22 protein-coding genes and 1 pseudogene are annotated in these 25,098 nt (G+C 69.6%); 13 read left to right on the top strand and 10 right to left on the bottom strand.

Annotated features, from left to right (window positions below; all coding sequences use genetic code 11):
• Positions 1-74 precede the first annotated feature (74 nt).
• Genes ggt through OL599_RS13580 form a run of 4 tightly spaced genes read left to right on the top strand, consistent with a single transcriptional unit; the run spans position 75 to position 6,544 of the window.
• Positions 75-1,766 carry a gamma-glutamyltransferase gene (gene ggt, locus OL599_RS13595; protein WP_264714332.1) on the top strand — a complete coding sequence of 564 codons (1,692 nt, stop codon included), beginning with the start codon at positions 75-77 and terminating at the stop codon, positions 1,764-1,766.
• A gap of 5 nt (positions 1,767-1,771) precedes the next feature.
• Entirely contained in the window at positions 1,772-3,805 is a 2,034-nt protein-coding gene (locus OL599_RS13590) for a hydantoinase/oxoprolinase family protein (RefSeq protein WP_264714331.1), read from the top strand.
• Positions 3,806-3,807: 2 nt separating this feature from the next.
• A complete protein-coding gene (locus tag OL599_RS13585) occupies positions 3,808-5,730 on the top strand; it encodes a hydantoinase B/oxoprolinase family protein (protein ID WP_264714330.1) in 1,923 nt (640 codons plus the stop codon).
• Positions 5,731-5,740: 10 nt separating this feature from the next.
• Positions 5,741-6,544 carry an undecaprenyl-diphosphate phosphatase gene (locus tag OL599_RS13580; protein WP_264714329.1) on the top strand — a complete coding sequence of 268 codons (804 nt, stop codon included), beginning with the start codon at positions 5,741-5,743 and terminating at the stop codon, positions 6,542-6,544.
• A gap of 111 nt (positions 6,545-6,655) precedes the next feature.
• On the opposite strand, the gene OL599_RS13575 is transcribed toward OL599_RS13580, so the two are convergent.
• On the bottom strand, positions 6,656-7,315 hold the full coding sequence (locus tag OL599_RS13575) for a hypothetical protein (RefSeq protein ID WP_264714328.1): 660 nt from the start codon (positions 7,313-7,315) through the stop codon (positions 6,656-6,658).
• A gap of 124 nt (positions 7,316-7,439) precedes the next feature.
• On the bottom strand, positions 7,440-8,906 hold the full coding sequence (locus OL599_RS13570) for an extracellular catalytic domain type 2 short-chain-length polyhydroxyalkanoate depolymerase (RefSeq protein WP_264714327.1): 1,467 nt from the start codon (positions 8,904-8,906) through the stop codon (positions 7,440-7,442).
• Positions 8,907-9,247: 341 nt separating this feature from the next.
• Here OL599_RS13570 and OL599_RS13565 point away from each other — a divergent pair, with 341 nt between their 5' ends.
• Positions 9,248-10,099, top strand: a complete 852-nt coding sequence (locus OL599_RS13565) for a sulfotransferase family protein (protein WP_264714326.1) — start codon at positions 9,248-9,250, stop codon at positions 10,097-10,099.
• Positions 10,100-10,114: 15 nt separating this feature from the next.
• On the opposite strand, the gene OL599_RS13560 is transcribed toward OL599_RS13565, so the two are convergent.
• Positions 10,115-10,483, bottom strand: coding sequence for a hypothetical protein (locus OL599_RS13560; protein WP_264714325.1), 369 nt, complete (start codon positions 10,481-10,483; stop codon positions 10,115-10,117).
• A gap of 378 nt (positions 10,484-10,861) precedes the next feature.
• Between OL599_RS13560 and OL599_RS13555 the strand changes: the two genes are divergently transcribed.
• Together OL599_RS13555 and OL599_RS13550 are read left to right on the top strand one after the other, a co-directional pair.
• Complete coding sequence (locus tag OL599_RS13555; protein WP_347403206.1) at positions 10,862-12,811, top strand: S53 family peptidase; 1,950 nt, start codon at positions 10,862-10,864, stop codon at positions 12,809-12,811.
• 90 nt (positions 12,812-12,901) lie between these two features.
• Positions 12,902-13,123 carry a hypothetical protein gene (locus tag OL599_RS13550; RefSeq protein ID WP_264714324.1) on the top strand — a complete coding sequence of 74 codons (222 nt, stop codon included), beginning with the start codon at positions 12,902-12,904 and terminating at the stop codon, positions 13,121-13,123.
• A gap of 199 nt (positions 13,124-13,322) precedes the next feature.
• Here OL599_RS13550 and upp read toward each other — a convergent pair whose 3' ends face one another.
• Both upp and OL599_RS13540 read right to left on the bottom strand, forming a co-directional pair.
• Complete coding sequence (upp, locus tag OL599_RS13545; RefSeq protein WP_264714323.1) at positions 13,323-13,949, bottom strand: uracil phosphoribosyltransferase; 627 nt, start codon at positions 13,947-13,949, stop codon at positions 13,323-13,325.
• A complete protein-coding gene (locus tag OL599_RS13540) occupies positions 13,946-15,241 on the bottom strand; it encodes a GTP cyclohydrolase II (RefSeq protein ID WP_264714322.1) in 1,296 nt (431 codons plus the stop codon). The genes upp and OL599_RS13540 overlap by 4 nt, the downstream gene beginning before the upstream one ends.
• A 118-nt stretch (positions 15,242-15,359) precedes the next feature.
• Between OL599_RS13540 and OL599_RS13535 the strand changes: the two genes are divergently transcribed.
• Complete coding sequence (locus OL599_RS13535) at positions 15,360-16,241, top strand: phytanoyl-CoA dioxygenase family protein (RefSeq protein ID WP_264714321.1); 882 nt, start codon at positions 15,360-15,362, stop codon at positions 16,239-16,241.
• 28 nt (positions 16,242-16,269) lie between these two features.
• On the opposite strand, the gene OL599_RS13530 is transcribed toward OL599_RS13535, so the two are convergent.
• The 3 genes from OL599_RS13530 to OL599_RS13520 form a co-directional block, all read right to left on the bottom strand.
• Positions 16,270-17,010, bottom strand: a complete 741-nt coding sequence (locus OL599_RS13530) for an SDR family NAD(P)-dependent oxidoreductase (RefSeq protein WP_264714320.1) — start codon at positions 17,008-17,010, stop codon at positions 16,270-16,272.
• A gap of 60 nt (positions 17,011-17,070) precedes the next feature.
• Positions 17,071-17,355: a hypothetical protein gene (locus OL599_RS13525; protein WP_264714319.1), complete on the bottom strand. Its 285-nt coding sequence runs from the start codon at positions 17,353-17,355 to the stop codon at positions 17,071-17,073.
• A 210-nt stretch (positions 17,356-17,565) separates the two neighbouring features.
• Positions 17,566-18,177: a hypothetical protein gene (locus tag OL599_RS13520; protein ID WP_264714318.1), complete on the bottom strand. Its 612-nt coding sequence runs from the start codon at positions 18,175-18,177 to the stop codon at positions 17,566-17,568.
• Positions 18,178-18,555: 378 nt separating this feature from the next.
• Between OL599_RS13520 and OL599_RS13515 the strand changes: the two genes are divergently transcribed.
• Positions 18,556-19,173 (top strand): LysE family translocator, encoded by a 618-nt coding sequence (locus tag OL599_RS13515; RefSeq protein ID WP_264714317.1) that lies wholly within the window; start codon positions 18,556-18,558, stop codon positions 19,171-19,173.
• A gap of 114 nt (positions 19,174-19,287) precedes the next feature.
• Here OL599_RS13515 and OL599_RS13510 read toward each other — a convergent pair whose 3' ends face one another.
• Positions 19,288-20,448 carry a C45 family autoproteolytic acyltransferase/hydolase gene (locus tag OL599_RS13510; RefSeq protein WP_264714316.1) on the bottom strand — a complete coding sequence of 387 codons (1,161 nt, stop codon included), beginning with the start codon at positions 20,446-20,448 and terminating at the stop codon, positions 19,288-19,290.
• A gap of 76 nt (positions 20,449-20,524) precedes the next feature.
• Here OL599_RS13510 and OL599_RS13505 point away from each other — a divergent pair, with 76 nt between their 5' ends.
• The 4 genes from OL599_RS13505 to OL599_RS13490 all read left to right on the top strand — a co-directional run bounded on the left by OL599_RS13505 (position 20,525) and on the right by OL599_RS13490 (position 24,528).
• Positions 20,525-21,553: an L-idonate 5-dehydrogenase gene (locus OL599_RS13505; protein WP_264714315.1), complete on the top strand. Its 1,029-nt coding sequence runs from the start codon at positions 20,525-20,527 to the stop codon at positions 21,551-21,553.
• Between the two features lie 143 nt (positions 21,554-21,696).
• A complete protein-coding gene (locus tag OL599_RS13500; RefSeq protein ID WP_264714314.1) occupies positions 21,697-22,170 on the top strand; it encodes a nuclear transport factor 2 family protein in 474 nt (157 codons plus the stop codon).
• Between the two features lie 4 nt (positions 22,171-22,174).
• The gene (locus OL599_RS13495; protein WP_264714313.1) at positions 22,175-22,735 is read left to right on the top strand and encodes a TetR/AcrR family transcriptional regulator; all 561 of its coding nucleotides are present in this window, start codon (positions 22,175-22,177) and stop codon (positions 22,733-22,735) included.
• A 212-nt stretch (positions 22,736-22,947) separates the two neighbouring features.
• Positions 22,948-24,528 carry an ABC transporter substrate-binding protein gene (locus OL599_RS13490; protein ID WP_264714312.1) on the top strand — a complete coding sequence of 527 codons (1,581 nt, stop codon included), beginning with the start codon at positions 22,948-22,950 and terminating at the stop codon, positions 24,526-24,528.
• 3 nt (positions 24,529-24,531) lie between these two features.
• On the opposite strand, the pseudogene OL599_RS13485 reads toward OL599_RS13490, so the two are convergent.
• A pseudogene (locus OL599_RS13485) lies at positions 24,532-25,098 on the bottom strand (ornithine cyclodeaminase family protein); the annotation flags it as partial.

Genomic DNA, 25,098 nt, shown 5'->3' with positions numbered 1-25,098 from the left:
GAGGCGGCCCCGGATGGCGCACCCGGCGCCGCCATGCCAACCTGCCGGGACGACCTGAGGGGGATTCGAACGACATGTCCGTACGCGCCTGGCGCACCCGCGCCGCCACCACCTTCACCACCGAGAAGCGCCCCGCCACCGGCAGCCGTGGCATGGTCGTCACCAACCACCCCCTGGCCTCCGCGGCCGGCTCCGAGATGCTGGCCGCCGGCGGCAATGCCATCGACGCCGCCGTTGCCGCCCAGTTTGCGCTCACCGTCGTCGAGCCCATGATGATCGGCCTCATCGGCGGCGGCACCGCGCATATCCGCACCGCGGACGGCACCCATACCGTCCTCGACGGCATGAGCGTCGTGCCCGGCGCGGGCACCCCGGACATGTATCGCCCGATCCCCGGTGCGCCCCCGGAAGTGTTCGATGTCGCAGACCAGGAGAACACGGTCGGCCCGAAATCCGTCGCGGCGCCCGGCTCGCTGCGCGCATGGTGCCTCGCCCTGCAACGTTTCGGCACCATGCCGCTCGCCGACGTCATGCAGCCGGCCATCCGCCTCGCCGCGCGCGGCTTCACCGTCACGCCGTACCTGAACGACTGCATCACCTCCGCCGTCGCCGACCTGGTGAAGGACCCCCTCATCGCCGCCCGCTACATGCCCGGCGGCAGCGTGCTCCCCGCGGGCACCCGCCTGGTGCAGGGCGACTATGCCGAGGCGCTCACGCTGATTGCCCAGCAAGGCGAGGGGGCCCTGCATGGCGGCCCGCTCGGCGACCTGGTGGCCGAGCACATGGCCAGGACCGGCGGCTATGTTTCCCGCGCCGATCTTGCCACCTATCGCGTGGTCGAACGCGCGCCCCTGCGCGCGCCCTATCGCGGATGGGAGATCGTCGGCCCGCCGCCGCCCGCGGCCTCCGGCGTGCACATCCTGCAGATGCTGAACATCCTCGAAGGCTACGATGTCGGCGCCATGGGCTTCGGCACCGTGGACACGCTGCACCTGCTGGCCGAGGTGCTGAAGATCGCCTTCGCCGACCGCGCCGCCGCCACCGCCGATCCCGATTTCGTCGCCGTTCCGGTCGCCCGCCTGATCAGCAAGGACTATGCGGCCGAGCGCCGCGCCCGCATCGACCTCGCCAAGGCCCAGGCCTGGGGCCCCGGCGTCTCGCCCGGCCAAGGCACGCACACCACGCATCTGACGGTGGCGGACGGCATGGGCAACGTGGTCGCCAGCACCCAGACCATCAACAACCTCTTCGGCGCCCGCTACATCGTTCCCGGCACCGGGATGATCCCGAACAACTACATGTCCAACTTCGACCCACGCCCCGGCCGCGCCCTCTCCATCGCCCCGGGCAAGCGCGTCACCACCTCGATGAGCCCGGTGATGGCGCTGCGCGACGGGAATGTCGTCTATGCGCTCGGCCTGCCCGGCGGGAAGAAGATCTTCCCCTCGGCCATGCAGGCCCTGGTCAACCTCATCGACCACGGCATGAGCCTGCAGGAGGCGGTCGAGGCGCCGCGCATCTGGACCGAGGGCGTGCAACTGGAAGTGGAGGGCAGCATCCCCGAGGCGGTGCAGGCCGGCCTCGCCGCGCGCGGCCATACCATCCAGGTGATGCCCACGGTCGCCGGCGGCATGAACGCCATCCAGTTCCACGAGGACGGCAGCATGACCGGCGCCGCCTGCTGGCGGGCCGACGGAACCCCGATGGGCACCGGCGGCGGCCTGGCCCGGGCCGGCGTGCGTTTCGTGCTGGAGACGCGGCGCTGACGGCAATGCTGCGGATCGGCATCGACATCGGCGGCACCTTCACCGACTTCGCGGTGTGGAACGGCGAGGCGGCCGGCTACACCGCGGTGGCGGCGCTGAAGGTGCCGTCCACGCCGCCGCATTTCGCCGCCGGCGTGCAGCGCGGGCTGGAGGCCCTGCTGGCGCAGGGCCGCATCCGCGCGGACCAGGAGATGCTGATCGTGCACGGCACAACGGTCAGCACCAACGCGGTGATCGAGCGCAGTGGCCCGCCGCTCGCCTTGCTGGTCACCGCAGGGTTCCGCGACATCCTCGGTGTCGCCCGCCTGCGCCTCGACCGGCCGGTGGACCTGTTCGCCCGCCGCCCGGCGCCGCTGATCCCGCGTCATCGCGTGCATGAGATCGACGAACGCATTCTTGCCGACGGCAGCATCGACCGCCCCCTGGACCCCGACGGCGTTGTCGCCGCCGCGCGCGCGGCGATCGCCAGCGGGGCGGCCGCCATCGCCGTCTGCTTCCTGCACGCCTACCGCAACCCCGCGCATGAACAGGCCGCCGGCGCGGCGATCCGCGCCGCCCTGGGCGATGTCGATGTCGTCCTGTCCCACGAGGTCTGGCCGCAGCAATCGGAATACGAACGCGCCAGCGCCGCCCTGCTGAACGCCTACGCCCGCCGCGCCATGTCCGGCTACATCGCCGAGCTGGAGGGCTGGCTCGCGACGACCCTGCCGAAGGCGCGCCTGCTGGTCACCAAGTCCAATGGCGGCGTCATGGCGGCCGGCGAGGCGACGCGCATGCCCATCCATACGCTGCTCTCCGGCCCGGCCGCCGGCGTCACCGCCTCGGCCGCACTCGGCGCCATGCTCGGCGAGGCGAACCTGCTGACCATGGACATGGGCGGCACCAGCACGGACATCTCGATGATCCGCGACGGCCGGATCATGGTCTCGCATGACGGCCGCGTCGGCGAATTCCCGCTGATGATGCCGGTGACCGCCATCGAGGCGATCGGCGCCGGCGGCGGCTCCATCGCCTGGCTCGACGGCCCGGTGCTGAAAGTCGGCCCGCGCTCCGCCGGCGCGGCACCGGGCCCGGCCTGCTATGGCCGGGGCGGCACGCTGCCCACCGTGTCCGATGCCTACCTGCTCTGCGGCTACCTGTCCGAGGACGCGCCGCTCGCCGGCGGCCTGCACCTGCACCGCGCCCTTGCGGACACCGCGATGGCGCCGATTGCCGCGACCCTGTCGCGCGACAGCGCCGCCGCCGCCGAAGCGGTGCTCGCGGTCGCGACCGCCAACATGCTCGCCAACGCCTTGCCCTTCATCGCCCGCCTCGGCGTGGCGCCGGCGGAGCTGACGCTGATGATCTTCGGCGGCGCCGGCGCCATCCACGGCCCCCTGCTTGCCGACGAGATCGGCATCGGCCGGGTGGTGATCCCGCGCGTCGCCTCGGTCTTCTGCGCCTATGGCTGCCTTGTCTCCGACCTGCTCTACGACGTCGTCCGCAGCGTGCATGGCGAGGCGCTCGACGCCGCCGCCGTCGCCGCCATCTTCGCCGGCCTGCGCGGGCAGGGGGCGGACTGGCTGGCGGCCCAGGCCGGCGATGCCGCGCCGGCGTTCGAATACGCCGCCGATATCCGCTACGCCGGGCAGTCCTTCGACGTCAGCGTCGGCCTTGACGCGTCCACCGCCGAGCGGGGCGACCTTGCCGCCATCGCCGCCGCCTTCCACGCCGAGCACGGCCGCCTGTTCGGCCATGCCAGCCCGCGCGCGGACATCGAGATCATGGCCCTGCGCCTGCGTGTTCGCGGCAACCTGCCGCGCCCCGGGGCGGTGGCGCGCCCGCTCGCCCAGGGCACCCCGCCGCACCGCACCCGCCGCGCCCGTTTCGCCGGCGCCTGGCACGACACGCCCCTGTTCGCCTGGGCCGACCTGCCCGTCGGCTGGCGCGCGGCCGGCCCCGCCATCATCGAGCAGGAGACGGCAACCGTCGTGGTGCCGCCCGCCTTCACCGTCGCCGTCGGCCCCTATGGCGATCTCGTCCTGGACCGGGAGCGCTAGGCATGGACCCCGTCCGCACCGAAGTGATGCGCAACCGCTTCGCCGCCATCGCCGAGGAGGCCAGCAACGTCGCCTACCGCACCGCTTACACCACCTTCGTCAAGCAGACGCAGGACTACCAGGTCGCCCTTGCCAGCCTGGACGGCGAGTTCTTTGCCTATCCCATGCGCGCCGGCGTCACCTCGTCCGTCTGCCAGAACGTCCGCGGCCTCGTCGACGAGATCGGCCTCGACACGCTGAAGCCCGGCGACATCGTCATCACCAACGACCCGTTCTCCGGCGATGCGCTGTGCACCCACACGATGGACATCCATCTGCTGCGCCCGGTGTTCCGCGACGGCCGCATCATCGCCTTCGCCTGGGCCTTCATCCACGCCTCCGACATCGGCGGCGCGGTGCCCGGCAGCATCTCGCCCACCAGCTACGAGGTGTTCCAGGAAGGCGTGCGCATCCGCCCGGCCTTGCTCTACCGCGAAGGCGAACTGAACGCGCAGCTCTGGCATTTCTTCGCCGACAACAGCCGCATCCCCGAGCTGATCTGGGGCGACCTGCAGGCCATGCTGGCCGGCCTCGCGCTGCTCGACACCCGTATGCAGGAGCTGTGCGCCCGCTACGGCACCGCCGCCCTGCGCGACAGCATCGCCGACGTCATCGCCCTGTCCGAGCTCAAGGCCCGCCAGGCGATCGCGCGGCTCACCGACGGCAGCTACGAATTCAGCGACTATCTCGAGGCCTATAACGGCGACGGCCATATCTTCCTGCACGCGCGCATGACCGTCGCCGGCGACAGCCTCGCCGTCGATTTCTCCGGCAGTGACCCGCAGGTCCGCTACGCGCTGAACTTCGTCACCGGCGAGCGGGCGCACCCGTTCCTGTGCATGCCCGTGATCAACTGGATCCAGACGGTCGAGCCCACCATCCCCGTTACCGGCGGCATCATCCGCCCGATCCGCACCCATGCCCCCAAGGGCACGCTGATGAACGCCGAGTTTCCCGCCGCCATGGGCAACCGCTGGGTCGCGGTGATGCGCGTCTATGACGCCGTGCTCGGCTGCCTCAACCAGGCGCTCCCGGGCGGGCTCGCCGCCGCCGGCTCCGGTCAGGCCGGCATCATCTCCGTCGCCGCCGTCGATGCCCGCACCGGCCGCCGCCATGTCAGCGTCGTCGAGCCCTTCATCGGCGGCAGCGGTGGCCGCCAGGGTGCGGACGGCGTGGACGGCATCGACCAGCCCGTCGCCTTCCTCCGCTCCGCGCCCGCCGAGGTGGTGGAGGTCGAGACCAGCCTCGTCCTGCGCAGCTTCCGCTTCGAGCCCGGCAGCGCCGCGCCCGGCCGGCACCGCGGCGGCTACGCCATGCGCATCGAGCTGGAGAATCGCGGCCTCGCCGCCACCGTCACCGTGCGCGGCCTCGACCGCTTCCGCGTCCAGCCCTGGGGCGTGGCCGGCGGCGCCTGCGGCAGTGCCGCCAGCGCCGTCCTCAATCCCGGCACCCCGGAGGAACGCGATATCGGCAAGATCGACGTGCTGGAGATGCGGCGCGGCGACGTGCTGCGGATGATCACCCCCAGCGGCGGCGGCTTCGGCGACCCATTCACCCGCGACCCCGCCCTGGTCCTGTCCGAGGTCGCAGACGGCCTGCTGACCGCCGAGCAGGCGCGCGCGCAATACGGTGTCGCCGGCGACGCCGAAGCCACCGCAGCGCTGCGCGCCGGACCCCGGCCGCCGCCCGGCTCCTTCAGCCTCGGTCCGGCGCGCACGGCGCTGGAAGCGAAATGGCCGCCTGCCGCGAGCATGGCCCTGGCCACGCGCGCGATGGCGGCACCCGCCGCCCTGCGCGCCCACATCCTCGCCGCCCTGCGCGCAGACCTCGCTTGCACCGACGGTTCCGTTACCCCGGCGGCCGTCGCTGCCGCTCCTGACCCTTGATCGGATACCCATGATCGACCAGCTCTGGCTCGAAGCGGCCCTCCTCGGCATTGTCGAAGGCCTCACCGAGTTCATCCCCGTCTCCTCCACCGGCCACATGATCCTCATCGGGGACCTCATCGGCTTCGACGGCCCGCCCGGCCGCGTGTTCGAGGTCGCGATCCAGCTCGGCGCCATCCTCGCGGTCTGCGTCGCCTATGCCCGCACGCTGCTGCGCGTCGTCGTCACCGCGCCCACCGATCCGGCGGTGCGCCGCTTCATCCTGGCCATCCTGCTGGCCTTCCTGCCGGCCGCGGTCATCGGCGCGTTCGCCCACGGCTTCATCAAGTCGGTCCTGTTCTCGCCCTGGGTCGTCGCCGTCAGCCTCATCCTCGGCGGCATCGCCATCCTTGCGATCGAGCGCACGCGCCCGACGCCGCGGCACACATCCATCGCCACGTTCACGCCGCGCCTGGCCCTCGGCATCGGCCTCTGCCAATGCCTCGCCATGGTCCCCGGCGTCTCGCGCTCCGGCGCCACCATCATGGGCGCCCTGGTGCTGGGCGTGGAGCGGCGGACGGCGGCCGAGTTCTCGTTCTTCCTCGCCATTCCCACCATGTTTGGCGCCACCGCCTACGACCTCTACAAGAACCGGGACACGCTGACCCTCGACGGTGCCGGCCTGATCGCGATCGGGTTCGTCCTGGCCTTCGTGGCGGCACTGCTGGTGGTGCGCAGCCTGGTCGCCTATGTCGGCCGCCACGGCTTCGCGCCGTTCGCCTGCTACCGCATCATCGTCGGCACGGTCATGCTGGCCTTGCTCGCCTGGCGGTGATCGTCCTGGCCAGGGCATGATCGGTGCAGACAGAAGCACCGATCATGCTCTAGCTTATTGTTCTGACGAGCAATTTTATCGCCCGGTGAGTCCACCTCCAGCGATATTGCTCTACGGCGCGGCGGCGGCCGGCTTTGCCCCCGGCACCGCGTCCAGCAGGCTCATATGGGGCACAAGCGAGGGCAGGGCCGCAGGCAAGGTCGCGGCCGGTGCGGGCGCTTCCAGCGGCGCGGCGGTCACCGGCGCCGGGACGTCCTTCGTCTCCGCCTTGTCGCTGGCGGAGGCGGCCGGCGCCTCCGGTTCCACCGTCACGGTGTAGTCCGGCACGATCCGCGCCTGCGCCCCGGCGATCACCAATACCTTCTGGCCAAGCGACAGCGGCGTCGCGTCCTTCTGCGTGACCGACAGCAGGTCGCCGTTCGGCTTGCGCACGACGTATTCGAAGGCCTTGGTATCCGCCACCGTGTGCTCGACCGTCGTGCCGACCAGCCCGCCCAGCACGGTCCCGCCCAGCGCCCCGAACGCGCTCGCCACCCCGCCGCCCGGGGTCTGTGAGCCCACGATTCCGCCGGCGGCCCCGCCAGTCACCGCGCCCACCGCCCCGGCTGCGGAAACGTCCACGGTCCGCACGCCGACCACCACGCCCCTGTCGACCTTGTTCGCCTGCTGGACCGCGGCGCCGGAATAGGTATTCGGCGAGTAATCCGGCCCGCACCCGGCCACCGAGGCCAGCAGAATCACCGAAGCCGCGAGTTTGACGAAACGGAACACCTCTACGCATCCGTCAGTTGTTCAGGCTGCCTGATAGAATCCCGGAGCCAGGGTGTCACCCACCAATTTTTCGACGCTGGCCCCCGTCCGGTGGTCTTGAACGCGCAGGGGAGGGGAAGCGCCGTCAATTGCCCGCCTGCGCCACCGGGCATGTCCCGGGTTGATCGCAGCGTGGCGGCGTGGCGCGCGTGGCAGCAGCAACCGACGCCGAGGCCGGCCCCTCGATCCCGCCCACCACGGCGGTCACGCGCCAACGATAGCTTGTTGCCGGCGCCAGCCCCGAATCCCCGAAGCTCGGTCCTGCGACACTGCCGGCGGGGAGGAATTCGCCCTGCGTCCCCGCCCGGTAGACGCGATAGAAGTCGGCGCCCGCCACCGCCGTCCAGGCCAGCGCGGCCGCGTCGTCGGCGATATCGGTGGCCACCAGCCCTCCGGGGGCCACGCCCGCCGCCCCGGCGGCCGGTGGCGCCGGCTTCGCCCCGGCGGTCAGCGCGTCCAGCATCGCCTTGATCGCGGCAATCTGGCGCCCGCCCTTGGTGACATAGCTGGCATCGTGGGTCACATAACCCCACCAGTCCCAGCATGCTTGCGGGTTCACCGGCGCGATGACGTCCGGGCCGAAGCTGGCCGTGGTCTGCGGATACAGCACGATGATGCCATTGTTGTCCGCCCAGGCGTTGTAGCCGGCATGCTCCACGAAGCGCGTGCCGATGTCCCCCGCATCCTGCTTGCAGCCGTGCAGGGCGATGTGCACGCGGCACGCCGCTCCCTGGGCGCAGGCATCGGGAACATACACGTATCCGGTGTCGCCCATGCTCAGCACCGAAGCGCCGAATGGGGCCGTGTATGTCGTCTGGTCGAAACGTTTCAGCATCCCCGCCGGTTTCCCGGTATCGCGCGGATTCAGCGCACCGTAGATGTGCTGCAGGATGATCCCGGCCTGGTCGTAGCCGCACTGGTCGATATACGGGTCGGTGTTGTCGGCGCATCCGTTCAATCCGTTCGCGTGCGCCTGCTTCAGGATCACCTGCGAATGCCCGGCCCCGACCGCGGTCTGGTAGAACAGATCGCCGCGCCCCGCATCGCCCAGATAGCTGCGATAGAACGCGACGGTTGCGTCGGTGACCGATCGCGCCACCACCGCATCGTTGTAGCCGTGGAACACATAGACCTTCTGCCGGCGCAGGTTGTCGGTGGGGTCAATCTCCCGTGCCGTCGCCATTTGCTCTGCGCTCGCCACCAACCCGTCCACGTCCGGCGCCGGCCCCTGCATGCATGGCCCCGTCGCCGTCATCAGCGGCTGGAGATAGCCGTTGATGATGTCCGCCGAGGACGCCTGGGCGCAGTAGAACGGCCCACCCGCGATCACCCCGACGCCCCGGACAACCGAAGACCACGCGGTGGCGAATTGCACCGCCATGAACGCGCCCGAGGAGATGCCTGAGATTGAACTCTGCGCGATGTCGGCGTTGTAGCCGCGCAGCACGGCGGGCTCGGCTGCCCGCGCCGCTACCGGCGCGTACGCCAACAGGCAGGCCGATGCCACGATGCCGCAGCGCAGCGCGTTGCGCCAGACGAGACGGCCGAACATGAACGTGTTCCGTTGCTTGTGCGGAGGTGGCTGCGATAGCCAAGCGTGCTGCACTGCAATAGCGCACGGGCCGGCGGTCTGTCGCTGATTAACCCGCCGCGCACAGGAACGTGTTGCGCGCGCCATCATGCACGAGGCGCGTTGGCAACGGATTGCCATTTTGAAATGCCATGGCGAGCCCGGTGCAAGGTCGCCTGGATTAAACGGATACTGTAACAGTACGTCTTTCGCATCGACTTCATTTGCGCAACGAAACGCCGCCGTGACCGCGGCGCCATCCGTCTGGCGCGGCCGGCCCCGCCTGGGCCGTGCTCCGCCAGGTCCGGGAGGGAGCATTGATCATGCAACTCGTCAGGCCATGGCCAACCTTGCGCATCAGGCGACGAACGGCGCTGATCCACTATCACATCTTCAAGAACGCCGGCACGAGCGTCGACAGTCTTCTGGCCGGCTATTTCGGATCGTCCTGGGCCGCGTTCGAAGGCGCCACCCCGGTCGACATCGTCGATGCACGGCGTCTTGCGGCGTACCTTGCCGCCCACCCCGACATCCGCGCCGTTTCCAGCCATCTCGCACGCCCGCCGCTGCCGGCGCGGGGCTGTGCGCCGATCGTCTTCCTGCGTGATCCCATCGACCGCGCCCGCTCGGTCTATCGCTACCTCGCGCAGGATCCCACCCAGCCGGGCGCAGGCATCGCCGCCGCCCGCTCGTTCGCCGGCTTCGTCGCCTGGGCGCTCGATGAACCGGATGGCGGCGGCGTCGTCATCCGCAACTACCAGGTCATCCACCTCTCCGCGGCCTCATTCCGCACCCCCCATATCTGGCACACCCACGCGACCGCGTCCGACCTGCGCAAAGCCCGCGCCCTGCTGCGGTCCTGGCCCGCCTTCGGCATCGTGCGCCGCTTCGCCGACTCCTTGCGGTGGTTCGACCGCGCCTACGGCACGCGCTTCCCCGGCCTGTTCGCCGGTGAGGTCCATGCCAACAGCACCAACCCCGCCTTCCGTTCCGAGCGCGACGAATGGGACCGGGCCAGCGACGAACTCGGCCCCGCCCTGTTCCAGCGCCTGCTCGACGCCAACAGCCTCGATCTCGAACTCTACCAATGGGCGCTGTCGCGCTTCCGCGCGGCCGCCCCCGCCGCCGCTGCCATGGCGCCGGATCATGGTCCGGCGATCCCGGCCCACCACTGATGCCGCAGCGCGTGCCTACGCGATGCGCGGCATGTCGAGCCGGTACAGGCAGCCCGGCTGCGGATAGCGCACCTCACCCTGGAACTTGCCGCCGCCGAACTGGCCGGAGACGCTGAACCACCCGTGGAGCATCTGCACATAACCGGAAGGCGAAACCGTCCCGCTGTATTGTCCGAACTGGACATACCCTTGGGACACCGTCATCACGCTCGTCGGCGTGCGCAGCACGCAACCGCCGCCAGGATCGCCGATGTTGTAGGCCGTTCCCTGGTAGGTGCCGTCGAACGCGCTCGTTGTCGGTCCTGAGGGCCCGCGTGCGCAGCCGGCGGCGAAGAACAGCAGCGCGGCGAACAGCGCCACCGGCCACAACTGGCGAAATCTCATGCGCGCCTCCTTCGCAAGCGGCTCGTCGTGCAGCGGGAACGTCGATCCTGCCCCGCACATTGCGAGATCGGGACCCGGCCCCAGCGCATCAGACGCCATATCCATGACCGTGCGATACCCGGCCTTCGGAGGTTGCCCGGTTTCGCCTGCATCAATTTCGTGTAACGGCCAGGACGGCGCCCGCATCGCCCGTTTGCGAGAGCCCTGGTTGGTTACGTGACGTTAACGTGATTTGCGTCGCAGCGGATGCTTGTGCTGAAATCATACCGCAATGTGCCCGCAGAGAGTTTGAAGGCTCGTCCAGGCCCTTCGTGATGCGCCGGACATCTGCCTTTCACCCGCGGAGCACGGCGAAGCCCGAGAACCAGGGAAAGATCCATGGTCAAGATGTTGCCGCTCTCCGGCAGCGAGCGCCATCTGCTGCCTGGCGCAAAGGTTCTCGGCCCTGCCGATCCAGCGGAACGGATCACGGTGACCGTCATCGTGCGCCGGGCCAATGCGGATCTCCACCAGCAACGCCTGCAGGCGCAGCAGCAACTCACCCGCGAGCAGTTCGCCGCGGCCCACGGAGCCAGTGCCGCCGATCTCGATGCGGTCGCGGCATACGCGCGGAAATACGGCATCGACGTGGTCGAAACGTTGCCCGCACAGCGCCGCATCGTCCTCGGCGGCAGGATTGCCGATCTCAGCGCGGCATTCGGCACGTCGGTGGTCCAGGTCGAGCACGCCGGCGGCCGGCATCGCGGCCGGGTCGGCCCCCTCCATGTTCCGGAGCACCTGCACGGCATCATCCAGACCGTCGCCGGCTTCGACGATCGCCCAGTCGTACGGCCGCATTTTCGCAAGGCTGCAGGCGTCGGCACGACGAACGGAACGTTCGCGCCAACGCGGATAGCCGAGCTGTACGACTTTCCTGCCGGCACGGACGGTTCCGGCCAGACCATCGGCATCCTCGAATTCGGCGGCGGCTATAACGACGCCGACCTCGATGCCTATTTCGCCCAGCTCGGCGTCAATCGGCCGCAGGTCACCAGCGTCGCGATCGACGGTGCCGGCAACCAGCCGACCGGCGACCCGACCAGCCCCGATGGCGAGGTCGGTCTCGACATCGAGGTGATCGGTGCGGTCGCGCCAGGCGCGCGCCAGGTGGTCTATTTCGCACCCAATACGGACCAGGGCTTCATCGACGCGGTTTCGTCAGCGGTGCACGACGCGGCCAACACGCCATCGGTCATCTCGATTTCGTGGGGCGCCGCCGAGGACGAGTGGGTCGCCGCGACGCGGCAAGCCATCGACCAGGCGTTCGAGGACGCCGCCCTGCTCGGCGTATCGGTGTTCGCGGCATCGGGTGACAGCGGTTCGAGCGACGGCGTGAACGACGGCCTCCTGCACCCCGATTATCCAGCGGCAAGTCCTTGGGTCACCGGCTGCGGCGGAACCACGCTGGTGTCCGCAAACGGCGGCATTGCGGACGAGAGCACCTGGAATCATGGCGGCGGAGCCACCGGCGGTGGCGTCAGCCGTCTCTATCCCGCTCCGGACTACCAGGCCACGGCCGCGATTCCCCCGGCCGGCGACGATGGCCATGCCGGCCGCGGCGTGCCCGACGTTGCCGCAAACGCGGACCCCGCCACGGGGTATCAGGTGCTGATCGACGGTCAGCAGCTCGTCTATGGCGGAACCAGCGCCGTCGCGCCGCTATGGGCCGGGCTCACGGCGCGCATCAACCAGATGAACGGCGGGAATGCCGGCTTCCTCAATACCCGGATCTACGCCATCCCGCCCGCGGCCGGCGCCTTCCACGACATCGTCTCCGGCAACAACGACGCCAGCGGACAGGGTGGCCCCTATCAGGCGCAGCCGGGCTGGGACGCCTGCACCGGCCTGGGATCGCCCGACGGCGCGAAGCTGGCGGCGAGCCTTGCCGGCGTGACGCCCCAGCCGCAACCGCAACCGTCGCCGCCGCCAGGCGGGCCGAAGGCGACGACACTCGCATTCCGGACATCGCCTGGCGGGGTGACGATCATGCCGGGCATGTCGCGCGACCTCGGGGTGATCAACGTGCACGGCTTCGAGCGGATTCGGGTGGTCGCCGAGGAGCACGCCGACAATGGCGCCAGTGCCAGCATCCGCCTGACCATGACCGAGGGCACCGAACCGGTGGGCCTGCTCGACGTGTTGCCGGTCGCGTCGCACGCGCAGATCACGCGCGTCTACGAGATACCCGGTACCAGGCTCGCGATCTCCGCCGACGCGGTCGGGACCGCTGGCGCCGCCACGGTCAATGTGTGGGTCTACGGCCTGGGCGGATCATCGGGTCCGGGGTGAATGCCCGCGACGCCCCGCACGCGAGGGGCACAGTCTCGCAGCCCTCGCGTCAGCAAGCGGGTTGCCCATCTCTTGGGAAAGGACACGTAAATGTCGCTATCAGCAGAGGACGCGGTTCTCCTGAAACGTGCGCAAGCGCCGGCTGCCGCGGCGCAGGCCGTGGCTCCGTCGGTGAAGATCTGGCGAACCGTCACGGTCGCCACGCCTGCCGCAGCCGTGGCGTTCCTCAACGCCCCGCCTCCTCAGGGAGCCGGCGAAGCATCGCTCTCCGATCTCCCCAACGGCAACGTGCAGGTCTACTATTTCCTGTGAGCCCGGCTTCCCGGCCTTCGCCCGGAAGCGGAGCGTGATGCGGCTGAGCTGAGACGGGGGGCGGTGGCACGGTCGAATGGTCCGCGCCGGTTCGCCTTCCCGCGAAGACTTGGCTCTCCCCTCGGGAGAGCCTTCTTTCTGTGGCAGCAGGTCCGTACTGCCACGTCCTCGCCACCCGGAACGGCCCGGGCGCGCCGGCCTACTTCGTCCCGTACAGCCGGTCCCCGGCGTCGCCCAGCCCCGGCCGGATGTAGCCGTGGTCGTCCAGCTGCCGGTCCACCGCACAGGTGAACACCTCCACATCTCCATGCTCGGCCTGGAGCGCCGCCAACCCCTCGGGCGCCGCCAGCAGGCAGGCGAAGCGGATCTGCGCGGCGCCGGCCTGCTTCAGCCGCCCCACCGCCGCCGCCGCGGAATGCCCCGTCGCCAGCATCGGGTCCACCACGATCACCATCCGCTCGCCGATATCGTCCGGCAGCTTCAGGTAGTATTCCACCGGCACCAGCGTCTGTGGATCGCGATACAGCCCGATATGACCAACGCGCGCCCCCGGCACCAGGTCCAGCATCCCTTCAAGGATACCGTTCCCCGCTCGCAGGATCGACACGAAGCACAGCTTCTTGCCCGACAGCTGGGGCGCTTCCATCCGCTCCAGCGGCGTTTCGATCTCGATCATCTCCAGCTTCAGCCCGCGGGTGACCTCATAGGCCATCAGCATGCTCATTTCGCGGGCGATGCGCCGGAATCCCGCCGTGCTCGTCTCCCTGTCCCGCAGCAGCGTCAGCTTGTGCTGGATCAGCGGGTGGTCAAGGACCGTAACGTTCATTCTTCCAAACCCCGGCCCTTGGCCCGTTTCAATTCGTCCGCTTCAGGAACGCTGTCGGTGAAATAGCCGGCGGCCTTTTTCGCGTCCATCTCTACGCTGGCATCGGCGGGGATGAGGGCGTCGGGTATCGGAACCCGCTCCACCACGTCAATCCCGCTGGCCACGATCGGCGCGTACTTCATGTTGCTCATGCTCACCAGGCGGTCGATGCGGGCGATGCCCAGCCAGTGCAGCACGTCCGGCATCAGCTCCTGGAAGCGCATGTCATTCACGCCGGCGACGCATTCGGTGCGCAGGAAATAGCTCTCCGCCCGGTCGCCGCCCTCCTGGCGCTTGCGGGCGTTGTAGACCAGGAACTTCGTCACCTCGCCCAGCGCCCGGCCTTCCTTGCGGTTGTAGACGATCACGCCCACGCCGCCGGCCTGCGCCGTCTCGATGCAGACCTCGACGCCGTGCGCCAGATAGGGCCGGCAGGTGCAGATGTCGCTGCCGAACACGTCGCTGCCGTTGCACTCGTCGTGCACGCGGCAGGCGATCTTCGTCTCCGGGCGGCCGAGCGTCGTGGGGTCGCCGAACAGGTAGACCGTCATGCCGCCGATGGGCGGCAGGAACACGTCCAGGTCCGGCCGCGTCACCAGTTCCGGGAACATCCCGCCGGTCTGCTCGAACAGCCCGCGCCGCAGGTCGGTGGTGGAGATGCCGAAGCGCCTGGCCACCCCCGGCAGCCACCACACCGGCTCGATCGCCACCTTCGTCACCCGCGCGTCGCCGTTCGCACTCAGCACGTCGCCATCCGGCTGCAGCCGCCCGGCGCGTATCGCCGCCAGGATCTCCGGCATGTTGATGTGCGCTTTCGTCACCGCGATGGTCGGGCGGATGTCCCAGCCCTGCGCCAGTTGCGCGCCGAACGCCTGGCCGGTCATGTGCCCCCAGGGGTCCATGCTCACGATACGGTCGGGATCGCTCCATTGCGGGAACGGCCCGATCGGCACGGCCGGAGCCGTGTTGGTCAGGTCCGGCCGGTGCTCGGCGTTCAACTGGCCGGCCGCCACCGCCAGCGCCCGATACAGGGAATAGGCGCCGGCATGGGTGCCGATGGCGTTGCGTCCGCCGGGGTTGTGCAGCGTGCCGACCACGGGCCCGCGGGCCTGTGCGGCGCCCGCGCCCCAGGCGATCGGCAACAGGCGGGCGGCATCGTTGCCGGGGTGCGATGTCAGCACGATCGCACGCGTGTTCCGGCGGTCATTGGCCAGCGGAATATTCGACGATCCGGTACGGCTGGTGGTTTTCATGCGTCAGGCCTTCGTCGTGAAACCAAAGGTTACGGACGAAACGCCCGAAGTTCCAATAGGCTTTGGCGCGTCCGCAACTTCGGCAATACTCATGCGAAATATGGGAAGGAGGGAACAAATGGACATCGCACCCGTGCGCGACACAGGCCTGCTCGGCGTGGATGAGATCGCCCAGTACCGCCGCGACGGTTACGTCGTTATCCGCAATCTGCTGGGGCCCCGCACCATTGCGGCCTGCGTCCAGGCCCTGTCGGACCTCGCCACCGGCCGCCTGCCGGCCCGCGAGACCCAGCTGATGTTCGAGACCGGCGTGGGCCCCGCCGGCCTGTCGCCTGCCGACCGCGAGCTGCACATCCGCAAATACATGGACTATGTCGAGGACGCGCCGGCGCTGAAGGCCGCCGCCAACAGCCTGCGCCTGCACCGCATCCTCGACCAGATCCTTGGCCAGGGCAGGGTGCTGTTCCAGGAAATGGCCCTGGTGAAGCCGCCCCGCATCGGCTCGGAGAAGCCCTGGCACCAGGATGCCGCCTATTTCCGCGTCACTGATCCTGGCCTCATCGCCGGCGTCTGGATCGCGCTCGACCCGGCCCTGAAGATGAACGGCTGCATGGAGCTGGTGGCCGGCTCGCATCTCGACGGCGCCGTGCCCCATGTCCACGAGAACGACTTCAACCGCTGCCGCATCATCCCGCCCAAGGTCCGCGCCCGCGAGCGCATCGCCATCGAGATGCAGCCGGGGGACGCCCTGGTGTTCCATTCCCTGCTGCACCACTTCACGGCGCCCAACAAATCCGACCTGCGCCGCCGCGCCATCCAGTTCCACTATCACCAGACCGGTGCCGTCTGGGGCAGCGTGGAAGACCACCAGCGCCTGTTCCACGACGAGACCGGCGCCTATGCCGGCTGCACCGTGCCGCACGGCGACCCGGCCCAGAGCAACTACACCTACCGCAACGGCCTGCCACGCCGGATCGAGCCGGTGGATACCAGCGGCTGAGGGTCACGCCCGGGTGGCGGCCGCGCCGTCAGACGTGCTGGCCGCCATTGATGTGCAGCTCCGCGCCGTTCACATAGCTGGCGGCGTCGCTGCACAGGAAGTGGATCGAGGACGCCACTTCCTCCGGCCGGCCCAGCCGGCGCATCGGCACTTCGCGGTCGGCGAAGGCGGCGGTGCCCGGCGACAGGATGGCGGTGTCGATCTCGCCCGGTGAGATCGCGTTCACCCGCACCCCCCGCGGCGCGAACTCCGCCGCCATCTCCCGCGTCAACGCCGCCAGCCCGGCCTTGGAGGCGGCGTAGGCGACCCCGGCATACGGATGCACCCGCGAGCCGGCGATGGAGGTGACGTTCACGATGGAACCGTTCGCTGACGAAATATTATCGATCAGACCTTTCGCTAGCAGCGCCACCGCGAACAGGTTCACGTTGAACACCTGCAGCCAGGTGGATGGGTCGGTCGCCAGCACGCCCAGCCGCGCGCCGCCTTGTCCCTTGGGCGATATGGCGGCGTTGTTGACCAGCGCATCCAGCTTTCCGTCGGGAAGCCGGCTTTGCATCTCCGCGATGCCATGCGGCAGCGCGCCGATATCGCCGAGATCGAGCTGCAGATGGTCCTGCGGCCCGGCCAACCATGGGCATTTGGGCGAGAAGGCATGCCGCGACACGGTGATCACCCGCCAGCCCTCGTGGCTGAACAGGCGGGCCGTGGCGTGGCCGATGCCCCGGCTGGCGCCGGTGAGGACAAGGATCTTCTGGCGCGTTTCCATCGGGTGCCATCATCCTCGCAGCCGGCACATCCGGCAAGCAGCGTGGCTCGGCCGGCCGGCTCAGATGAACTGGCCGCGCAGGAAGCCGAGCGCCGGCAGCGGCTTCCAGCCTTTCGGCAGGTCCGTCCGCCGCACCGGGGCCACGCTGTAGCGCGGCGCCGGCTGGCGGCAGGTGCGCAGGAAGGCGGCATAGGCGCTGACCTGCTGCTCCCGCCAAGCCCGGTCGGCCAGGGCCGCGTCGCGGCTGGCATAGATGTCGGCCACCCGGCTGTGGCGGCCGACCGAGGCGACCACCGCCCACAGCGTGTCGTCGACGGCACGGACGAGGCTGACGATCTGGTTCATGCCGACCAAGGGTGGCGCCCGGCGCGCGCCCAGACACCACTCATGCGGCGCCTCGTCGGGAAGGTGGCGGAGTCACGTTCGGCCTCACTCGAATGGTCGTACACCCGGCAAGCGCTTACCCTCCAGCGCGGTGCGATGGTGGGCAGGTCGGGCCAGCTTACCCGCCGCATCTGCACGCGTCGACCATGAAGCGCCCGGCCAGAGCCGATCCTACGCCTTGATCCAGGTCTCCGAGAACGCAAGCATCGCTGTGCTGATCGTCCGGCCGGCGATGTCGCGCGGCACCGGGCGGCCCGGGCGAAGCTGGCCGTTCACCGACACCGTCGCATCCTGGCAGCCGACGAACAGGCTGGGCATGTGGTGCCGGCCGGTCGCCGACCTGTCCGGCGGCAGCACGAAGCAGAAGGGCTGGCCGAGGCCGCTCCAGGCGAGTTGAACCGTGAGGTCCCCGGCCTTCACCGACTCGCTGTAGCTGGTCCGCGGATCGCCTGAGGCCTGAACGCCGTCGAGTTGGCGATAGTTCAGCCCCTGCAGGCCCGGCAGGCCGCGGAAGGCGCCGAAATGTGCGACGAAGTCGGCGACGAGGTAGCGGGCCAGCGCCTCGTTGTCGTGCAGGCACCAGTTTGCCCGCTCGGCCGGCGGGTCGGCGTCCTCAGGGGACTGCATCAACACCAGCGCGTGGCCGCGGCCATGCGGCGAGAGCACCACGCGAAAGAAGCTGGCAAGGGTGGTGAACGGGCCGTCCGGCTGCTCCTTCAAGGAGATCCCGGGGTTCTCCCCGGACCATTCGACAGTTCCGGGAAAGACGGTCGGGTCGGCCATGGCTTCCTCCTGTCCGGTTCGTCGATGCGCGGCTTGCATGCCTCGGTGCCGGCGTTGCGTGGACAGTTCCCGCTTGCCGTGCAGCCGTCAACAACCGCGTTCGGCGCAGGCAGCGCTTGACGCCCGGCCGGCCGGGCTTCTAGCGTTCCCGCGTGACATCGAAATTCCGCAGCACCGGACGCCAACCGCAACGTTGCCCCCAAGGCGGCGCCGCCGGTGCATGCAAGCCCGGGTCGCGCGCAGGCTAGGACCAGCTCCGGCTGCTCCGCCCGCGCCGCGAACCGAAGCACCGAAAGGCCCCGCCGGCAGCGACCGACGGGGCCTTCGCTTTTTCCCGGCCACGCCTGCGCCCCACCCCGTTCCGCGAAGGATCGTCCCGTGATCGACATAAATCTCTATCTGGGCTTCATCCTGGCCACCAGCGTGCTGATGCTGATCCCTGGCCCGAACGTGGCGCTGATCGTGGCCAATAGCGTGGCCTATGGCACCCGCTATGGGTTGCTGACGGTTGTCGGCACCAGCACGGCGATGCTTGTGCAGCTGGCGCTGACCGCCTTGGGCATGACCGCGCTGATGGGCGTGATGGCGCAGGCCTTCGAATGGATCCGCTGGCTCGGTGTCGCGTATCTGGTGTGGCTGGGGGTGCGGCAGTGGCGCGCCATGCCGGTCGATCTTACGCAGGCGCGGCCGCAGAAGCGTTCGACCCGCGAGATCTTCGCGCGCGGCCTGCTGGTATCGCTGACCAATCCCAAGACGCTGCTGTTCTATGGGGCCTTCTTCCCGCAGTTCATCTCGCCCGATGGCGATTTCGCGGCGCAGCTGGCGCTGCTTTCGGTGACCTTCGTCGCGGTGGCGGTGCTCCTGGACGGCGGCTGGGCCGTGCTGGCCGGGCGCGCCAGGGGGGTGCTGGCGACGCATGGGAAGCTGCGCAACCGGCTGTCCGGCGGGCTGCTGATCGGCGCCGGAGTCGGGCTGGCGCTGGCGCGGCACAAATAGAGCGTCATCGCCACAGGTGGAATCACACGGAGGCGCGAATCACGCGACAAAACAAAGACCTGGAGCATGGTCGGTGCTTCTGTCTGCACCGATCATGCTCCAGGGGCGCGCCGGCTACTCCGCCGCGGCGCGGGTGGCGGCTTGGTCCGCCGCCAGGGCGTAGGTGGTGAACCTGGCGCCGAGGGCGGGTAGGGGGGCGACCTCCATGATGCCGCGCGCGGGCTGCATCACCACCATGGCGACGGTGGCGGTGAGGTTGTTCTCCAGGCTCGGGCGCGGAGGGCGGCAGACCGACCAGGGCGAGCCGAAATCGTCGCCCAGCGCCGCCTTGATGTGGCGCAGGGTGATGCCGCCGATCGCGGGCGCCAGGAGGTCGCGCACGCGCAGGTCGCGGTACAGGCTGCACGGCGTGCTGGCGATGCCGGTGTCCTTCAGCTTTGCCAGCGCCACCGGGCTCACGAAATGGTTGGCGTGCACCAGCAGGCCGTGCTCCGGATGCACCTGGAAGGTTTCGTCCGGCGCGCATTCGAAGTCGATGGCGACGCCGTCGGCGGGCGCGCCGCCGGCCGGGGCGGTGCTGCAACTGACGATCATGTTGTTGCTGGCCGACTTCGCTGTTGCATACACGGCCTTCATGGCCAGGGCCACATGCGGCTCCTGCAGCACCTTGCGGCGGATCAGCGCCAGTGGCACGCCGACATCACGGTAGTCGCGGTCGGATTGCAGGTAGTTCGCGGTGATGCCGATGCCCGCGGAATTGAGGCCGGAGCGCGCAAGGCCGCCGGCTTCGGTGAAGGTCAGGATATCCGGTCCGTCGTCGCGGCGGATGCGCAGCACCACGGCGGTCTCTGCGCATTCCGCCTTCCAGTCCCAGTTCTGGGCATGCAGCAGCCACCCGTCCGCGGTGGCGGCGGGCATGGCCACCACGCCGGTGCAGCCGTCTGGCTCGTGCAGCTTCGCGCGCAGGTCCGGCCGTTCGGCGAGCTTCAGGATCTCGGTGCGGGCATTGAGCAGCGCCACATGCGCGAACGTGATCTCGGCGCCGGCGGCGATGCCCTGCATCTCCTCGATGTAGCTGGCGTCGAAGCGCTCGATCACCGGCAGATAGGCGCGCACCAGGGCGTCGATGCCGTCCTCGTTCAGGCCCAGGCGGGCGAGCTGGCCGCTGTAATGCGCCACGCCCTTGCGAATGCGCGCGGCCGCCTGTTCGCCGTATTGGCGGCCACGTTCATGCGGCGGGCCGGAGACATCGATCAGTGGGAAGGGTTCGGTCATGGTTGCCTCCGGTTGCCGTGGGTGCCGGCCATAGTATCCTGTCGCGGCGTGGGCGGAATGCCCAGGGAGGAATGTCATGAAGGCCGCCGTCATCCATGCGCCGCACGATCTTCGAATCGAGGAGTGCGACACACCCGGCCTCGGCGCCCGGGACGTGAAGCTGCGCATCCGCAACGGCGGCATCTGCGGCTCGGACCTGCATTATTTCCACGACGGCGGGTTCGGCACCGTGCGCATCCAGGAACCGATGATCCTGGGCCACGAGGTCGCCGGCGAGGTGGTGGAGATCGGCAGCGCGGTCACGCGGGTGCGGCCCGGCGACACGGTGGCGGTGAATCCCAGCCTGCCCTGCAACGCCTGCCGCTACTGCCTGGAGGGGCAGCAGCAGCATTGCCTGGACATGCGCTTCTACGGCAGCGCCATGCGGATGCCGCATGTGCAGGGCGGGTTCCGCGAAGTGCTGGTGTGCGCCGAAAGCCAGGCGGTGCCGGCGGACATGCCGCTGCACCGCGCCGCCTTCGCCGAGCCGCTGTCGGTCTGTCTGCATGCCGCGCGTCAGGCCGGCCCGCTGATGGGCCGGCGCGTGCTGGTGACCGGGGCCGGGCCGATCGGCGCATTGTGCGCCATGGTCGCGCGCCATGCCGGCGCCCGCGAGATCGTGGCGACCGACCTGATGGACGAGCCGCTGGCGACCGTGCGGCGGATCGGCGCGGACCGGACCATCAACGTGGCGACGGACGCGCAGGCGCTCGCGGCCTATGGCGCGGACAAGGGGTATTTCGACGTGGTGTTCGAGGCCTCGGGCAGCGGTGCCGCGCTGGCCGGCGCGTTGCAGGCGGCACGGCCGCGGGCGACGATCGTGCAGGTCGGGATCGGCGCGGCCGAGACGCCGGTGCCGCTGAACGTGGTGGTGGCGAAGGAGATGACGCTGCGCGGCACGTTCCGCTTCCACGCGGAGTTCGAGTTGGCCGTGCAGATGCTGGCCAGCGGGGCGTTGGACGTCGCGCCGCTGCTGACCGAGATCGTCCCGCTGGCCGAGGCCACCCGCGCGTTCACGCTGGCGACGGACCGCAAGCGGGCCATGAAGGTGCAGCTCGCACTATAGGACTGGCGGCGGGGAGCGGCGGACCAGACGGCCGGCACGGGGGGCTTGCCTGAAGCGCCTTGACAGTCTGGCGTCGCGACTGTACCGAATGGTCAAGTCATTTCCATTCGGTACAGCCGAGACGCCAGCCACAGGAGAGACCCATGTCCGCCGCTCGCCCGCCGTTGCCGCCATTCACCCGCGAAACCGCCATCCAGAAGATCCGCGCTGCGGAGGACGCCTGGAACAGCTGCGATCCCGAGCGCGTCGCCCTCGGCTACACGGAAGACAGCGATTGGCGGAATCGCGCCGAGTTCGTGCAGGGCCGTACCGCGATCATCGCGTTCCTGAAGCGGAAATGGGTGCGGGAGCTGGACTACCGTCTCATCAAGGAGCTTTGGGCCTTCGATGCAACCCGAATCGGGGTCCGCTTCGCCTATGAGTTCCGCGACGACGCCCGCAACTGGTTCCGCGCCTACGGAAACGAGAACTGGGAGTTCGACGCGAACGGCCTGATGCGGCGGCGCCACGCTTCCATCAACGACCTTCCCATCAAGGAGTCCGAGCGGAAGTTCCACTGGGATCGGAGCGGCCCGCGGCCCGCGGATCACCCGGGCCTGAGCGACCTCGGGATGTGACTTCGTGCCGAGAGTCGTGAGCGAGCGCGCCGACGTGATGCCGGCCTTGACCGAGGTGTTCCGCGAGCATGGCTTCGAAGGCGCCAGCCTGGCGCTGATCGGGCAGCGGACGAATCTCGGCAAGGGCAGCCTCTATCACTTCTTTCCCGGCGGGAAGGAGGAGATGGCGTCGGCCGTGCTCGGCGAGATCGGCGCCTGGTTCGAGACCAGCGTCTTCAAGCCGCTGCGCGACGAGAACGACCCGCGGCGCGCGATCGGCCGGATGTTCGAGGCCGTGGACACGTATTTCCGGTCCGGGCAGCGGGTGTGCCTCGTCGGTGCCTTCGCGCTTGGTGATGCACGCGATCGTTTCGCCGCGCAGATCCACGCCTACTTCGCCGTCTGGAACGACGCGCTGCGCGGCGCCCTGGTGCGGGCAGGCCGGGACGAGGAGACCGCGCGGACTCTCGCGGAGGAAGTGCTCGCTGCGATCCAGGGGAGCCTGGTATTGGCCAGGGCACTGAACGATCCCGGCTCGTTCCAGCGCGCGCTCGAGCGCCTGAAGGCGCGGCTCGAGACGGCGTGAGCCGGTCGCTCTCGCGTCCGCCGCGCTGACGATCCGCCCTTCGCAAGCTGCCAGGGGCGGCGCGATATGGTGAGAAGCCCGCGCGTCGGCGCCCCCCCGGACGCGCGTTTGGATTAGCATGCGCCGTGCCGCACGCCGACGGAATACCGCGGCCGGTGCGGTGATCCGCCTGGATCGAGACGCTCGCTGCAAACAAGCAAGGGGAGGGTTTCATGATCAAGCGACGGAGCGTTCTGTCTGCCGGCGGGGCCGCGCTGGCCGCCGCCGCCACCGGGCTGGCGCGGCCTGCGGTGGCGCAGGGGGCGAAGGTCCTGCGCTACGTGCCGCAGGCGAACCTGGCCAATCCCGACCCGATCTGGACCACCGCGACCGTGGCTGCGCTGCACGGCTACATGGTGTGGGACACGCTGTACGGCATTGACGAGGGGCTGATCCCGCGGCCGCAAATGGCCGCCGGGCACGAGATTTCCGCGGACGGACTCACCTGGCGCATCGCCCTGCGCGACGGTCTGATGTGGCATGACGGCGCGCCTGTCCGCGCCGTGGACTGCATCGCCTCCATCAGGCGCTGGGGCAAGCGCGACGGCTTCGGCCAGCGGCTGTTGAGCCAGACCGCCGAGATGAAGGCAGTGGACGACAAGCGATTCGATATCCGCCTGACAAAACCGTTTGCCCTGCTGCCCTATGCGCTCGGCGCCACCGGCTGCTTCATCATGCCGGAACGCGTCGCCGTCACCGATGCGTTCACCCAGATCACCGAATATGTCGGCAGCGGGCCGTTCAGATTCCTCAAGGACGAGTGGGTGTCCGGCGCATCCGCGGCCTGGGCGAAGAACGAGAAATACGTGCCGCGCCAGGAGGCCCCGAGCTACTGGTCCGGCGGCAAGGTGGTGAATTTCGACCGGGTCGAGTGGAACATCATGGACCCCGCCACGGCCTCGGCGGCGCTGCAGCGTGGCGAGGTGGACTGGTGGGAGAATCCGGTCTTCGATCTGCTGCCGAGCCTGCGCACTGCGCCGGGCCTCACGGTGCAGGTGCTGGACCCGCTGGGGGCGCTGGGTGTGGTCGCCGTCAACCACACCCAGCCGCCATTCGACAACCCGAAGCTGCTGCGGGCGCTGCTGCCGGCGATCGACCAGCAGGACTACCTGAATGCGGTGCTTGGCGAGCAGCAGACACTGGGCCGCAAGGCCGGCGTGTTCATTCCGGGCTCGCCCTACGCGAGCGATGTCGACCTTGAGGTGCTGACCGGCAAGCGCGACGTGGCGCTGGCCAGGCGGCTGGTAGCGGAGAGCGGCACCAAGGGCGAGCCGATCCTGCTGATGTCGCCGTCCGACCAGCCGCAGCTGCAGCAGATGGCGCTGGTGACCGATGCGCTCTACAAGTCGTTGGGCCTGAACTCCCAGTATACCAGCATGGACTGGGGCACCCTGGTGACCCGCCGCGCCAACCACGAACCGTCCGACAAAGGCGGCTGGAACAGCTTCTGCACCACATGGGGCGGGCTCAGCGTGTCCAACCCCGGCAGCCATTTCCCGCTGCGCGGCAACGGCAACGGCGGCTGGTTCGGCTGGCCGGTGGACGACAGGATGGAAGCGCTGCGCGAGCAGTGGTTCGAGGCGCCGGACCTCGCATCGCAGAAGAAGATCTGCGAGGACATGCAGCGCCTGGCGTTCCAGAACGTGCCATTCTACCCGGTGGGCCAGTGGTTCACACCGACGGCCCATCGCAGCAACCTCACCGGCTTCGTGAAAGCCGGGCTGATGCTGTTCTGGGGGGTGAAGCGGGTCTGAGCTTCAGGCGGCGGCGTCCTGGTAGACCAGGGCCGCCGCCGCCAGGTCCTCCAAGGCGCTGCCGACCGACTTGAACAACGTGATCTCGCCGACGGCGGTTCTGCCAGGGTTCTCGCCGCGGCACAGCGCGGCGAGGGTGCCGGCGATGGCGTCCTGCGCCAGTGCGCCGGATGCCAGCGGCTGGGTGATGTCGCCGGCCTCGGCGAGTGCTGCGGGCGTGTCGATGAACACGCGGGCGGGGCGGATGGCGTCGTCGTCGGCTTCGCGCATGTCCGGCTTGAAGCCGCCGATCAGGTCCAGATGCGTGCCCGGCCGCAGCCACGCGCCGTGCACCAAGGGGGCGGTGGCGAGCGTCGCGCAGGTGACGATATCGGCCGCGCGCACCGCGGCTTCAAGATCGGTGACGGCCTCGGCGTCGTATCCGCGGCCGCGCAATTCCGCTGCCAGCGCCTGCGCTTTCGGCGCGCGCAGGTTCCACACACGCACGCGGCGGATCGGGCGCACGGCGCGGTAGGCGTCGGCCATCATGCCGGCGACGTGGCCGGCGCCGACGATCAGCAGCGACGCCGC

Origin of the sequence: Limobrevibacterium gyesilva (assembly GCF_025989185.1) — a bacterium.
Taxonomy (GTDB): domain Bacteria; phylum Pseudomonadota; class Alphaproteobacteria; order Acetobacterales; family Acetobacteraceae; genus Limobrevibacterium; species Limobrevibacterium gyesilva.
This window is presented reverse-complemented; position numbering and strand designations above follow the sequence as displayed.